This is a genomic window from Candidatus Izimaplasma bacterium HR1 (assembly GCA_000755705.1).
Classification (GTDB): domain Bacteria; phylum Bacillota_I; class Bacilli_A; order Izemoplasmatales; family Izemoplasmataceae; genus Xianfuyuplasma.
On sequence record CP009415.1, the window covers coordinates 644,677 to 658,544 of the forward strand.

16 protein-coding genes and 1 riboswitch are annotated in these 13,868 nt (G+C 30.9%); of the genes, 12 read left to right on the forward strand and 4 right to left on the reverse strand.

Translation table 11 applies throughout. The annotated features are described in order from the left end of the window. Positions 1–14 precede the first annotated feature (14 nt). Genes KQ51_RS03275 through KQ51_RS09375 form a run of 3 tightly spaced genes read left to right on the forward strand, consistent with a single transcriptional unit; the run spans position 15 to position 2,866 of the window. The gene (locus tag KQ51_RS03275; RefSeq protein ID WP_038468857.1) at positions 15–1,160 is read left to right on the forward strand and encodes a THUMP domain-containing class I SAM-dependent RNA methyltransferase; all 1,146 of its coding nucleotides are present in this window, start codon (positions 15–17) and stop codon (positions 1,158–1,160) included. After that, positions 1,153–1,737, forward strand: a complete 585-nt coding sequence (locus KQ51_RS03280; protein ID WP_038468860.1) for a hypothetical protein — start codon at positions 1,153–1,155, stop codon at positions 1,735–1,737. The genes KQ51_RS03275 and KQ51_RS03280 overlap by 8 nt, the downstream gene beginning before the upstream one ends. 13 nt (positions 1,738–1,750) lie before the next feature. Beyond that, positions 1,751–2,866, forward strand: coding sequence for a GGDEF domain-containing protein (locus tag KQ51_RS09375; RefSeq protein ID WP_081909889.1), 1,116 nt, complete (start codon positions 1,751–1,753; stop codon positions 2,864–2,866). Between the two features lie 54 nt (positions 2,867–2,920). Here the strand turns inward: KQ51_RS09375 and KQ51_RS03290 are convergent, their stop codons facing one another. From KQ51_RS03290 to KQ51_RS03300, 3 genes are read right to left on the reverse strand one after another with little or no spacing between them, the layout of a single operon-like run. Further along, the gene (locus tag KQ51_RS03290) at positions 2,921–3,709 is read right to left on the reverse strand and encodes an ABC transporter permease subunit (protein ID WP_038468862.1); all 789 of its coding nucleotides are present in this window, start codon (positions 3,707–3,709) and stop codon (positions 2,921–2,923) included. 9 nt (positions 3,710–3,718) lie between these two features. Continuing rightward, positions 3,719–4,522, reverse strand: coding sequence for an ABC transporter permease subunit (locus KQ51_RS03295; RefSeq protein ID WP_038468865.1), 804 nt, complete (start codon positions 4,520–4,522; stop codon positions 3,719–3,721). 8 nt (positions 4,523–4,530) lie between these two features. Next, positions 4,531–5,403 carry an ABC transporter ATP-binding protein gene (locus tag KQ51_RS03300; RefSeq protein WP_038468867.1) on the reverse strand — a complete coding sequence of 291 codons (873 nt, stop codon included), beginning with the start codon at positions 5,401–5,403 and terminating at the stop codon, positions 4,531–4,533. A 216-nt stretch (positions 5,404–5,619) separates the two neighbouring features. On the opposite strand from KQ51_RS03300, the gene KQ51_RS03305 reads away from it, so the two are divergent. From KQ51_RS03305 to KQ51_RS03330, 6 genes are all read left to right on the forward strand, one after another. After that, on the forward strand, positions 5,620–6,237 hold the full coding sequence (locus KQ51_RS03305) for a hypothetical protein (protein ID WP_038468870.1): 618 nt from the start codon (positions 5,620–5,622) through the stop codon (positions 6,235–6,237). 49 nt (positions 6,238–6,286) lie between these two features. Continuing rightward, positions 6,287–6,850 (forward strand): chromate transporter, encoded by a 564-nt coding sequence (locus KQ51_RS03310; protein WP_038468872.1) that lies wholly within the window; start codon positions 6,287–6,289, stop codon positions 6,848–6,850. Next, complete coding sequence (locus tag KQ51_RS03315) at positions 6,847–7,413, forward strand: chromate transporter (protein WP_038468875.1); 567 nt, start codon at positions 6,847–6,849, stop codon at positions 7,411–7,413. Before KQ51_RS03310 ends, KQ51_RS03315 begins: the two co-directional genes overlap by 4 nt. 34 nt (positions 7,414–7,447) lie before the next feature. Beyond that, the gene (locus KQ51_RS03320) at positions 7,448–7,894 is read left to right on the forward strand and encodes a DUF523 domain-containing protein (protein WP_038468877.1); all 447 of its coding nucleotides are present in this window, start codon (positions 7,448–7,450) and stop codon (positions 7,892–7,894) included. Continuing rightward, positions 7,875–8,867, forward strand: coding sequence for a hypothetical protein (locus KQ51_RS03325; RefSeq protein ID WP_038468880.1), 993 nt, complete (start codon positions 7,875–7,877; stop codon positions 8,865–8,867). Before KQ51_RS03320 ends, KQ51_RS03325 begins: the two co-directional genes overlap by 20 nt. A 19-nt stretch (positions 8,868–8,886) precedes the next feature. Beyond that, a riboswitch (Fluoride riboswitch) is annotated at positions 8,887–8,960 on the forward strand. 44 nt (positions 8,961–9,004) lie between these two features. Next, entirely contained in the window at positions 9,005–10,183 is a 1,179-nt protein-coding gene (locus KQ51_RS03330) for a cation:proton antiporter (protein WP_038468883.1), read from the forward strand. An 11-nt stretch (positions 10,184–10,194) separates the two neighbouring features. Here the strand turns inward: KQ51_RS03330 and KQ51_RS03335 are convergent, their stop codons facing one another. Then, a complete protein-coding gene (locus tag KQ51_RS03335; protein WP_038468885.1) occupies positions 10,195–10,989 on the reverse strand; it encodes a DUF975 family protein in 795 nt (264 codons plus the stop codon). A gap of 214 nt (positions 10,990–11,203) precedes the next feature. Here KQ51_RS03335 and KQ51_RS03340 point away from each other — a divergent pair, with 214 nt between their 5' ends. The 3 genes from KQ51_RS03340 to KQ51_RS03350 all read left to right on the forward strand — a co-directional run bounded on the left by KQ51_RS03340 (position 11,204) and on the right by KQ51_RS03350 (position 13,850). Then, the gene (locus KQ51_RS03340; RefSeq protein WP_038468888.1) at positions 11,204–11,707 is read left to right on the forward strand and encodes a GNAT family N-acetyltransferase; all 504 of its coding nucleotides are present in this window, start codon (positions 11,204–11,206) and stop codon (positions 11,705–11,707) included. Between the two features lie 190 nt (positions 11,708–11,897). After that, positions 11,898–12,521 carry a GNAT family N-acetyltransferase gene (locus KQ51_RS03345; RefSeq protein ID WP_038468890.1) on the forward strand — a complete coding sequence of 208 codons (624 nt, stop codon included), beginning with the start codon at positions 11,898–11,900 and terminating at the stop codon, positions 12,519–12,521. Positions 12,522–12,626: 105 nt separating this feature from the next. Further along, a complete protein-coding gene (locus KQ51_RS03350) occupies positions 12,627–13,850 on the forward strand; it encodes a 6-phosphofructokinase (protein WP_038468893.1) in 1,224 nt (407 codons plus the stop codon). Positions 13,851–13,868: the final 18 nt, after the last annotated feature.

Here is a 13,868-nt window from a genome sequence, read left to right on the forward strand (position 1 = left end):
CAAAGGTGATTAATATGGAACAATTTACAATGATAGCAACAACAACATTTGGAATTGAAGCAATCTGTAAAAGAGAATTAATAGCTCTAGGATATAAAGTTATTAAAACAGAAAATGGAAAAGTTACTTTTCTAAGCGATGTTGAAGGAATAGTAAGAGCTAATTTATGGCTAAGAACAGCGGACAGAGTCCTAATTCAAGTAGGTGAATTTAGCGCTGTTACTTTTGATGAGTTATTTGATCAAACAAAAGCTTTACCATGGGGTGAAATCATCCCCGAAAATGGTAAGTTTGTTGTAAATGGTAAGAGTATTAAATCTAAACTATTTAGTATCTCTGATTCGCAAAGAATTGTTAAAAAGGCAATAGTTGAAAGTTTAAAAGAAACATATAGTGTTGATTGGTTAGAAGAAACAGGAGCAGATTATACTTGCCAAGTTTCATTACTAAAAGATATCGCAACAATAACAATCGATACATCAGGTGGAGCTCTTCATAAAAGAGGTTATCGTGTAAAATCAGTTACTGCACCTTTAAAAGAAACTTTAGCAGCTTCGTTGATTTTACTAAGTTTCTGGAATAAAGATAGAGTCTTATATGACCTATTTTGTGGTAGTGGTACAATTCCTATCGAAGCAGCAATGATTGGACGAAATATCGCACCTGGTTTAAACCGTGATTTCGCTTCTAAACACTGGGATATAATTCCAAATGAAGTTTGGAAAGAAGAAACTAGAAAAGCATATCAAGCAATTGATCATGACGCTGAAATAAAGATATTCGCCTCTGACATAGATGAAAACAACTTAAGATGTGCTGAAGAAAATGCTCAAGAAGCTGGGGTTGAAGATTGCATTACCTTTAAAGTAAGTGACTTCAAAGATATGTGGTTAGAGAATGACTACAGTATTATCATTAGTAATCCTCCATACGGAGAAAGATTAGAAGATGAAGCTGGGGTGCGAAAGATATATCACAATCTAAGTTACAAATTTAAAAATATGGATACATGGAGTAAGTACTTCATAACTTCATATAAAGAATTTGAGAAAGCTTTCCATGAAGAAGCAGATCGTAAAAGAAAACTATACAATGGTCGTATCGAAACATGGTATTACCAATATTACGGACCACGTCCAAAACGAGAAACTATTGAATAAATATTTAAAATTTTGGGAATGGTTTCTTAGTAGAAGTGAGTATATCTATGCCCAATTAGAAACAAATGTTGATGATATTGCTTTAGAAATAACCGAGCACGTTAAAAAGGTTCATGAGGATATAGAATTTGAAATACCTTTTGAATTGGTTAAAGAAAAAAGAATACTTATATTATCAGCTGATGGTGATGAAGTTTTATTTCCAATAGTTGAAGAATTAGTAGAAAGTGCACCAGTTATCCCCACCTGGGATATTGTTGCCTTTAGACCGAGACTTCATCAAAAGAATCAGATTATTGATTTAGATGGAATAACGATGGACTATTTTGATATATACTTCAAATGGGAAATTGATAATAATCAACTAATTCTTGATGTATATATTAAGAATTTTGATGGTTCAGATAATAGATATGTCCATCTATACTTTCTTTTATTAGATAGCTTAATAGGAGAATATGATAGTGTGAAAATTATTAAGGAAACAAGAATTTATCCATTAGTAGAAAAAACAAACGACTTAATCCAATTTCCAAAATTACTAGGGATTGTTGATGAATTAATAAAACAAAGATAACTGGAGTGGTTTTATGATTGAAAGGGTTCGAGGAGATATTAAATATCGACTAAAGAATTTTAGGTTACAAGAAAAAGACTTGCGGAGTCGATTGTCAGTAATCTTCTTATTAACAGGATTCATTTTATCATTAGTTGGTTTCCTAACAACAGTATTTATGTCTCAGCCTTATTGGTACGTTATTCCTAATATATTGGTTATGTTAATGTGTTTGATTATCCCGTTATTAGCCGATGATTTAGATAAAATAACGCTATACGCTCTATATGTAGTTGGTATCTTATATTTTCCGTATATCTATTATACTAGTGGAGGAAATTACGGCCCAACACCTATATACTTTGTGATGATTGTTGCTTATATGGCATTTTATATGGAAGGTAAAAGGTTAATTATTACTAACAGTCTTTTTGTAATTTACTATGTAACGATAATGATATTTGGGTTTCAAAACCCAAATATACCAGTAGCTTATATTGATGAAATCTCAAGATTAATTGATTATATAGTTGCAGTAATTAGTGTCTCTCTTGTTATTAGTGTTATTTCAAATTCTACATTTAGAGGTTATACCAAAGAACACGAGAAAACTTTTTCATTAATGAAGGAATTAGAAACACAAAATGATAAGTTAAAAGAATTATCAATTAAAGACCAATTAACTGGGGTTTACAATAGAAGATATTTTATGGAAGTTATAGACAGTGAAATAAAACACTATGATACATACAAAAAACTCTTCCATGTAATGATGATAGATCTTGATGATTTTAAGAAAGTTAATGATGAACATGGCCATTTATTTGGTGATGAAGTATTGAGGAAAGTAGCACAACAAATCAATAAGACAACTAGAGACTACGATGTTATATCTCGTTATGGAGGAGAAGAATTCTGTGTAATTGTTTCTCACCTAAATCCTGAGGATAGTATTGTAATAGCTGAAAGAATAAGACTTCATGTTGAGAATTTAGATTTACGCAATAATGTTAAGATAACAGTAAGTATAGGTGTCACTAGCTTTTGTGAAGGTGATACTAACAAGAAACTTATAAGTCGTGCAGATGAAGCATTGTATCAAGCAAAATCACAAGGAAAGAATTGTGTTGTAAATAAAGAAGGTAACTAGTTTAGAAAAGAAATAAACCAAAATAAAAGCGATCTGATTTGATCGCTTTTTTATTTAGATATATAAATCTCTTTTTGGATAGTATATAAGTAATGAACCAATTCCTAAACTTACTATAACAAAGGTGATTAATAAGAATGGAAACTCAAAACTAGTTATTAACATTTTCTCGCTGTTAAAATAGTTGAAAGGACTAAAGTATTTTAGGAAATCTAATTCATCAACAAATCCGATTAAGATATTTAACATAAATGTTGAGATTAACAAGGCGATAGTAATTGAACCAGAAAGTTTATACTGTCTTAAGATACTTGATAAAGCAACACCTATACTTAGAAAGATTAACTGTGTAAGGAGTACCCCTATACTCATATTTCTTAAGAAGGTATAGAATACTGGATCTGGGTCGAATCTACTAAATGCAAAGTAACAGCCTAGAATAACAATAATATTAATTAATACTGAATAGAAAATCGCTACAATTAACTTATATGAAATTACTTTCTTTCTTGATATGGGTAAAGTAAATAGGTATTCTGCAGTTCGATCTTTTTCTTCTTTACTAATAATACCACTACCAAGTAATCCTGAATAGATTGCTAAGGGTAGATAAATATAGATTGATAAAATACTTAGGAATCCTTCAGCTGTTGTCATATCAGAAGAAGCTGATCCTAAAGCAGTAAACAATGCTTCAAATCTTTCCATGGCTTCAGCAATAGCTAAATCACCTGCAAATGCTCCAAACTCAATACTTGCTATAAAATAAATTCCTACTAGTGATAAGCCCCAAATAAGAAATGCTTTAAAATTTGCTTTTAGTTCTCTAATAATAATATTCATAAGTACCTCCTAAAGCGCCTTTATATTTTTTCTTTGGTATAGATAGAAACCTAAACTAAAAGAAATTATTATTACTGCAACACTTATTAATACAATAGGGAAATTAAATGTTTTATCAACTAGAATTGAAATTGGTTCAAAATGACTGTACGGAGTAAATAACTTTAAGATGTCAAGACTTAGCATTTGGCCAAATGAAGATAGGATAAACATCCCAAAACCTAAACCCATAGCATAACCAATAACGCTAGTTACTTTCTTAACTACAACGCTGATTAGCATCGCAAGTGTCAAAAAGAATAACTGGATGAAGATAAGAGAGCAAAGAACTAGAGTAGCACCTAGATAATCAACTTCTAAACCGGAACTGAAAAATAGGAGTGATAAGTATCCTGATATCCAGACAACTATGTTTACGATAACTAATGCTGTTAAGGCAGCTAAGAATTTACTAATGTAAATTTGTGATCTTGAAACAGGTTTGGATAATAAGAAATCAGCAGTGAATTCGCGTTCTTCTACACTTAAGATACTAATACCGTATAATGCAGCTTGAATAGCTACTGGGATATAAATGAATGACATTGTTAAACCAAAATAACCCATGACATTGGTAAATGTTAAACTAGCATTCATTCCAAAAAATGCTAAGAACTCTTCAGGGAAACTTTGCATAACTTGGTCCATAGCATCATTTTCAACCATAATTAGAGGGAAGAACATCATATAAAATATTAACCCAAATGAAATTGCAGAACCCCAAATAAGGATTGATCTTTTAAACATCTTTAATTCGAATTTATACATATTCATAAAATCACCTACTCGTAATAATGCATGAAGATTTCTTCTAATGAAGGTTCTTCTACTAGCAAGTCTTTTAGTTTTAACGATGAAACTATTTTGATGATGTCATTAACATCACCTCTAAATAAAAATTTAACTTCAGTTTCTTTTTGTTCTAAGTTAGTAACACCCTCAATATTGAATTTTCCATGATTAAGATTTTGTCCTTTGATAATGAATTTTTTATATGTGTCTTCTCGTAGTGACTTGATTTCTTGGATTTTTATAATCTCACCGTTTTTAATTATTGCTACACGATCACACAATTGTTGAACTTCTCCCAAAATGTGCGAACTAAATAAAACAGTAGCACCTTTTTTATTTTCTTCTCTAATTAGGTTAAAGAATTTTTGTTGCATTAACGGATCTAAACCACTTGTTGGTTCATCTAATACAATTAGCTTAGGACTATGTAATAATCCTTGAACAATTCCAACTTTTTTCTTGTTACCTAAAGATAGGTCTTGAATCTTACGATTTAAGTCTAATTCCATTACTTTAGCTAGTTCAATAATTCTATCATCACAATTCTTACCATAGAAACTAGCACTATATTTTAATAAATCAATAACTTTCATTTTATCGTAGTAGAAAATTTCACTTGGTAAATAACCAATTTCTTTTCTTACCTCAGGTCCAAACTCAATTGAATCCTTTCCAAAGACCAATGTGTTTCCACTTGTTGGATAAATTAGAGATAGCATTGTTCGAATGGTTGTACTTTTACCGGCTCCATTAGGACCAATAAAACCCATTATTTCTCCTTGTTTAACACTAAAATCAATGTTTTCACAACCTTTAACATCACCATAAAACTTAGTTAATTTGTTAAATTTAATTACGTCCATAGTTATAATTCTCCTCTTTTTAGTAATTAGATAAAGTTTGTAGCCTAATCATATTACCTTAATTATAAACTAGTTAAACGATTTTGCCAATTTAAAACAAAAAACTGCCACTAGTTATATTTTAATTTAGAAGCATTATCTTTATGATATTTTTTTTGAAAAATTATTGTTTTTATGTTTTTCAAAAACTTGTATAATATTGTTATGGTGATATGTATGAGAACTATTATTTATTTACTTATAGCAATTTTAGGTAACGCACTAGGGACAGCAATTATGGCAGAAACTAACCTCGGAATGACGGCATGGGGTAGTGGGGCTTCTAATACAGCTAGTTTCTTTAATTTAACAATTGGACAAGCCTTTATTGTTTTGTCGATTATTTTTTATGTTTTGGCAACGTTTCTTAGAAGAAAGTTCATTCTTAAAGAAATGATGGAATCAACAGTATTCTTGCTTGCATTTAGTTTCCTAGCTGATTACTTTATTACTTTGATGCCTGATTTAAGTAATCTTGGTTCTGTTTTATTACTTTTAATCAATATACTTGGAATGCTTGTTTTAATGTTTAGTATCGCAGTACATATTAGATTGCACCGTTTTGTTCATCCTATGGATATATTCTTGTCTGTTTTACAGACGAAATTACATAGTATTAGTAAGGGAACATATTTAGCTTATTCTATTGGATTTTGTTTTGCGATAGTTTTCGGTTTACTTGCTGGTGGTATTACTGATATTGGAGTAGGGACAGTGATCACTTTGGTTTCTAGTGGAATGGTCATGAAGTACTATAATAAGTGGATTTTAGACAAATGGAAGTTTGCTATTTAATAGTAAATAGTATAATATATTTATGAGTTTGTAATAAGGAGTTTTATATATGGCAGAAAGAATAAAAGGAAGCATCTATTTACAGTTATTTGTTGCGTTTTTCCGTGTTGGTATATTTACCATCGGTGGCGGGTATGCAATGCTTCCAATGTTACGTAAAGAAGTAGTTGAAAAACATGGTTGGGCAACTGACGAAGAAATGCTCGATTATTTTGCAATTGGGCAAAGTACTCCAGGGATTATCGCTATTAATACTTCAACCTTTATTGGTTTTAAAAAAGGTGGAATTATTGGGGGGTTATTCTCGACTTTAGGTATGGTTACACCATCATGGATTATTATTATATCAATCGCTAAATTCTTTGAAGCGTTTAGTGAAAATCCATATGTTGCAAATGCATTTACAGGAATAAGAGTTGTTGTAGTTGTATTGATATTAAATGCAGTTATTAGAATGGGTAAAAAGTCACTTAAGAACTGGTTACATGTTTTAATCTTTATCGGGGCATTTGTTTTAATAGCGTTTAAATTAATTCCAGCATTCTTAGTCGTTGTAATTTCAGGGACACTTGGTATTGTTGTTAGTGTTCTGAAAGAAGGTGCTAAAGAATGATAGTAGAATATATTAAGTTATTCTTTATTTTCTTTAAAGTAGGATTATTTACTATCGGTGGTGGTTTAGCTGCGATCCCTTTACTTCAAGAAGAAGTATTATTAAGAGAATGGTTAACTAATCAACAGTTCGCAGATATGATTGCTGTAAGTGAATCCACACCTGGACCAATTGGGGTTAATATTGCTACTTATGTAGGTTACTCGCAATTTGGTATTTTAGGTAGTATTGTCGCTACTATTGGTTTAGTTGCTCCTAGTATTATTATCATTATGTTAGTTGCACGATATGTATTACATTATCGTGATAATAAATATGTTAATGGTGTATTTTATGGTTTAAGACCAGCTGTTACAGGGATTATTTTAGCAGCAGCAGCAAGTATTGCATTAGTAAGTTTAGTTGATTTAAGTGTTTATAATGGAATCGAGGATTTCTTTAAAGTATTTAATATAAAAGAGATCATTATGTTCTTAGTATTTTTATATGCATCCAATAAATGGAAACATCATCCAATATTCTATATTGTGATTGCAGGTGTTATTGGAATCTTTGTTTTTTAAACAGGAGTAATCCTGTTTTTAATAGGAGGGTAAAATGAAATATTTAATTAGTTCATGTTTAATCGGTGATAATTGTAAGTATAATGGTGGTAATAATTTTGATAAAATTGCTAAAGCTTTATTTGATAAAGGTTTAGCTATAAGTGTTTGTCCTGAGGTATTAGGAGGACTAGATACACCAAGAGTACCAGCTGAGATTGTTAAAGATAAAGTGATTAATAAAGAAGGTATTGATGTAACAATTGAATATATCAAAGGTGCAGATAGTACTTTAAAGACTGCTCTTGATAATGATATAAAAATAGCTATCCTACAAGCAAGAAGTCCTTCTTGTGGGAGTAAAGAAATATATGATGGGACATTTAGTGGTAAGTTAATAAAAGGTGAAGGTAGAACAACAAAACTATTAAGAGAAAGTAACATCAAAGTTATTACTATTGATGATTACATAAGGGATTATTATGAAAAAGATTTTAAGTGAAATGGGAGAACATATTGTTAATGGGATTAAATATACAATTCCATTAATTGTTATCTATTCAGTATTTAGTGCGCTTGTAGGCGCAGGGTATATTAATGTTGGAAATTTTGATGTTAACGAGTATGTCTTTATTGTTTTAGTGCCAATACTCACTGCTTTTATAGCACATAGTATTAGTCCGAAGAACACATTTGTGCCAGGACTTATCTTGGGTTATTTCTTTGGGGTTTGGGGACTTGGATATCTTGGGGGTATTCTTGGTGGATTATTATTAGGTTATTTAGTAAGATGTATTTCATCTAAGATAAAAATAGAAAATGAAAAACTTTGTTTAGTAATTGGGTATCTTGGTTTAGGTATATTAGGATTTATCGTTACTTACTTTGCGATGTTATATATGGCAAAACCTGGGATACTACTAATTCTTGATAGTGTTAGTAATTTGATAAGTAGTATTTCACCATCTGAAACGGTATTAATTGTTATCTTATTAGCCTTATTTACTACTTTAGATTTAGGTGGACCATTTAATAAAATAGCATATGGGTTTATCATTCAGTTTTATACTGAAGGTTTATTCCATATAACTGGACCTGTATTAGTGAGTGTAATGTTACCTCCACTTGGAGTTTTTCTTGGATTGTTATTACTTAAAGATAGATTTAATGATATTGATCACAAGTCGAGAAAAATTGCCTTGTTTGGTTCTTTATTTGGGTTAACTGAAGGGGCACTTGTAGTAGGATATAGAAGACCTTTAAAAGTTTTACCTATATTAATTATTGGTAGTGTTGTAGGTAGTGCATTAGCTAGTGTTATGGGGTTAAAAAACACAAGTTTATTGGTTTCAGTACCTGGTTTGTTTACGATAAATAATATCTTAGTTTATCTTTTAAGTGTTGTTGTTGGTGTTAGCGTTATGCTTATATTGTTTTATTTTGTGCTACCTAAGAGCAAAAACAAACTTGCATAATATGGGATTTGATGTATAATTATTTTTAGGGAATGAAGTACTCCCTTAGTATTTTTACTAAAACCGCTATAAGCTGATGACTTCTACGTTATTTTTTGACGTAGCCATCAGCTTTTTTATTTCTAGGAGGAGATTTTATGTTACTGAGTTTAGCGCTAATATTTACTGTTGGGTTAATATTAGGAGAGATTTTTGGAAAGATTAAACTACCAAGATTTTTAGGAATGATTATTACAGGGATTGTCCTTGGACCATTTGTCCTGGGCTTAATTAGTGATGATATTCTAAATGTATCAAGTGAATTACGGACAATTGCTTTAGTAGTTATTTTATTAAGAGCAGGTCTTAGTCTAGATATATCTGATTTAAAGAAAATTGGTAGACCAGCTATATTGATGTCATTTATTCCAGCTACATTGGAAATTATTGCTGTAGTTATATTTGCTCCAATGCTGTTTGGGATTAGTTATATAGAAGCTGCTATTTTAGGTAGTGTATTAGCTGCCGTTAGTCCAGCAGTTGTTGTACCTAAAATGATTAAATTAATGAAAGAAAAATGGGGGCATGAAAAACGAATACCTCATTTAGTTATGGCTAGTGCTAGTGTTGATGACATTTATGTGATTGTATTGTTTACCTCGTTTATCGCAATGTATCAATCAGGAGAGGTAAATTTAGGTTCTATTGCGTTAGTACCTGTTGCAATATTAGTTGGTATTATTGTTGGGGCATTACTTGGATTCATACTAAGTAGATTCTTCAAAGTATTTAGAGTTAGAGATACGATCAAAGTTCTAATTATATTAGCTGTATCATTCTTTGTTTTGTCGTTTGAAGAGTTCATTAATGATTTCATTCCGATGAGTGCTTTATTAAGTGTTATGGTTATCGGTATTACTTTCTTAAATCAAAGTGAAGAAAGAGCATTGAGATTAAGAGATAAATTTGATAAAGTTTGGGTTTTTGCTGAACTAGTACTATTTGTATTAGTTGGGGCAGCCGTAGATGTCAGTATCGCTTTAGATGCTGGATTGTTTGCTCTTGTTCTTCTAGCGGTTGAATTGATGTTTAGAATAACTGGAGTTCAACTCTGCTTAATTGGAACTAAGTTAAATCAAAAAGAAAGAATCTTTACTGGAATCAGCTATATTCCAAAAGCAACAGTCCAAGCAGCTATTGGTGCAATACCATTAGCAATGGGGGTTGAACATGGGGAGTTAATCTTAGCATTAGCAGTCTTAGCTATAATTGTTACTGCTCCACTTGGAGCTATTGGAATTGATTTAACATATAAGAAATTTCTTAAAAAAGGATAAAAAAAACATCGCTATTCATAAGCGATGTTTTTTTCTTCTCTAATATGGTTGTAGAAATTAGTAATTGATTGGCTCATGTACGGTCCTAAGTAAATCATTGCGAATCCAAATGTAATCACAACTACGAAAATCCATAATATAAATGATAAGCCAAGTAATACTAGTTGCCATTTGCTACCTTTCATTAATCTTTTTGATTCGTTTATATATTCTGTTGAAGTATTGAACTCAACCTCATCATCCATTAAAAGATAATTTAGCACTGAATAGCCTAATATTTTAATATATGCAAATATTTGTGCTGCGAAACTTAAGATTATAAATAAAATATATATTTCGCTCCCTTTTGAAAAAGTATACATCCATCCGAAAGTGAAAACTATAAATGGAATCATCCATAGGAATGAATATATACCAACCATAAATAGACTCTTCACATTCAAAAAGTAATTCTTTTTAAATCCATCAAACATACAATCTACATCTGCGACTCCAGTTCTTGCGAGTTTGATTGAGAATCTGTTTTGTCCTAGTTGTAAGATTGCTACAACAAATATTGAGGTTACCATTGAAAGAGCAAATATAATTGACATAAAAGCACCCATAATTCTAAGCAATTCTTCAATATTAAAAACTTCTAAATTTTCAAATTCTGATAACATACTGATATAACTAGGCATAACAAAGTACTGTGGAATACTGCTAATGAATGAACCCAGAAAATATATCCCAAGAAATACAACAATTGCATTTCCCCAGTTGCCTTTTAAACTCTCTTTTGCTTGCTTCTTGAAATTGCTAATCATATAAGTTCCCCATTTCATGCTGCTAATACAACGTAATTTAATCAATATAATGACTACAATTTACACCGTAATAATATAGTGATATTCTTATTTATTACTAAGTACTACTACTTAAATATTTTATCATAGATTATGACATTTTTATAAAATATAGATATTGATGGCGTTTTAGCCTTACTATATAGTTAAAGTAGATATCGAGGAGGTAGAACTTATGATAGAAAGATTAGAATCGGATCGATTAGAATTTAGTTCTTTTAAAGAAGATGATTACCAAGATTTACTTGATATTTTGGGAAATGAGATAGTATGTGAGTATTTACCTGGAGAAAAAGTTTATTCAAGTGGACAAGTAAAGAGTATCTTAAATTACTTCATAAAGACTTTTATTGTTGAAAAAAAGAACCTTCACTATATTGTCAAAATAAAAGGAAGTAACACTGTTATTGGGTATTCGGGATGTAGCTATATTAAGGAATATGATTGCAATGAGATTGAGTATTTCTTAAAACCTCAGTTTTTTGGAAATAAATACGCTACCGAAATTGCTTTTAAGATGAAAGAAGTGGCTCAAACACTTGGCTTGAACCATTTAGTAGGACTTGCAGATATAAATAACATTCCTAGTCAAAAAGTCTTAGAAAAGATAGGGTATAAGTTTATCAAAGTTGTCGAACATTGGGGGTCAACTTTAAGATATTATGAGTTGAATTTATAATTGGAAAATTAGTCAATTTTTACAGTCATAGTATTTGGAATAGGATTATGTTTACTAAAATTGTTTAATAAAGGCTTTTATTAATTTCAAATTAATTTGAGAAAAGTATTAATAATTCGATATTTTTGTGATAAAATTATTCTATAGAGAACAATGGTCAATATCTATATTATGGAATAGGGGGAATTATATGTTCAAAACCGAGATTGAAGATTTATTCAGCTTTCAATCAAAAGAAGAACTAATCCGTAAATTTAGTGTAATTAAACAAGATAGAAAATCAGTGGTTTTATATGACTTCGACGAATTTAAGTGGATTTTAATGCCTGATAATCATCCTGATATAAGAGTTGAAGATGTTGATTTATATCAGAAATTGGATCCAACTATAGTAATGTTCCGAGAAGACCATCTTTTCACTGACATTTTACATCATGATGGTTGTAGACAATTAACTGAAGAAGATAGTTACAAGTTTATGGAGTTCCATAAATCTTGTCCAAATAAAGATAAAGAACAGGGTATGGTAAGCTTAGCAGACCCAACAGTATATGGGTGTTACGAAGGTAATAAATTAATATGTGTTGCTTCATTATGGCACTGGGGTGATAACCTCAGTGATATCGGAGTCCTTACTCGTCCTGAGTATAGAGGATTAGGTTATGCCGAAAGTGTTTGTAAAACAATCTTGAATGAAGTTAAGAGAAATATCATTTGGCGTTGTGAAAGAACCAACGAGTCCTCGCATAAATTAGCCATAAAGTTAGGGTTCAGTGAAGCTGGTGAAATCTATAATTTGAGAAAGAGGAGTTAATCCTCTTTTTTTGTGAAATAATGTTTATCTATAAAAAAATTCGAAATAATCACCATTATTTGTGATAATATAAATATAGAGATATTTTCAATAGGAGTTGAAATCATGGAAAAATTAGTAGGAAATTTAGTATATGGACAAAGTGGAGGTCCCACAAGTGTTATTAATGCTTCAGCTTATGGAGTTATTACTGAGGCTTTGAGCAATAAAGATATTATTGAAGAAGTCTATGTAATGCATCATGGTATTCAAGGAGCATTAAATGAAGACTTTTTCCAGATGAGTATTCAGGACAAAGAAGAGATTGAGTTACTTAAACATTCTCCCGGTAGTGCTTTTGGTACTGTGAGATATAAAATGCCAAACTTTAGAGAAGATGAAACTGATTATATCCGCTTATTATATATCTTTAGAAAGTATAATATCCGTTACTTTTTGTTCAACGGTGGTAATGATTCAATGGATACTTGTAATAAGATAGCTGATTATATGGCACATGTCGGATATGAAATTAGAGTTGTAGGAGTCCCAAAAACTATTGATAATGATTTACCATTTACTGATCATACACCAGGATTTGGTAGTGCAGCTAAATATGTTGCTAACACAATGCAAGAAGTTGCTTATGATATGATTGCTTATCCTAAAGGGAAAGTAACAATAGTTGAAATTATGGGACGTCATGCTGGATGGTTAACTGCAGCAGCTAGTTTAGCAAGTTTAAGTGGACATGGTCCAGACTTAATATATTTACCTGAAGTACCATTTAGTATTGAAAAATTTAAAATGGATGTTCGTAGTTCATATGGTTCTAATCGTCAATGTTTAATTGCTGTAAGTGAAGGTCTAAAAGACGAAGAAGGAATCTTAATCGGTAGTAGTAGTGGGTTAAGAGATGCCTTTGGACATTTCCAATTAGGTGGAGTTAGTAGTAAATTAGCTAATATCTTGAATAGTGAAATGAGAATTTCTTCACGTACTATTGAGTTGGGTACTACACAAAGAGCGGCATCACATTTGCAAAGTTTAACAGATGTTACTGAAGCAATTGAAGTTGGACGAAAAGCTGTTCAATATGCCCTTAAAGGACAACATGGAGTTATGGTTACAATAGAGAGACTTGAAGGAGAAACATATAAAGTGAAATATGGTAAACAACCTCTAGAACAAGTAGCCAATATTGAAAGAGTAATTCCTAAATCAATGATTAATAAAGATGGTAATGGAGTTACAGATGAATTTATCCAGTATGCGTTACCTCTAATTGAGGGAGAAAATCCTCCCCCATATGAAAAAGGTATGCAAAGATTCAGTAAGTTTAAGAAATGAAAAAAATGACTAACAATT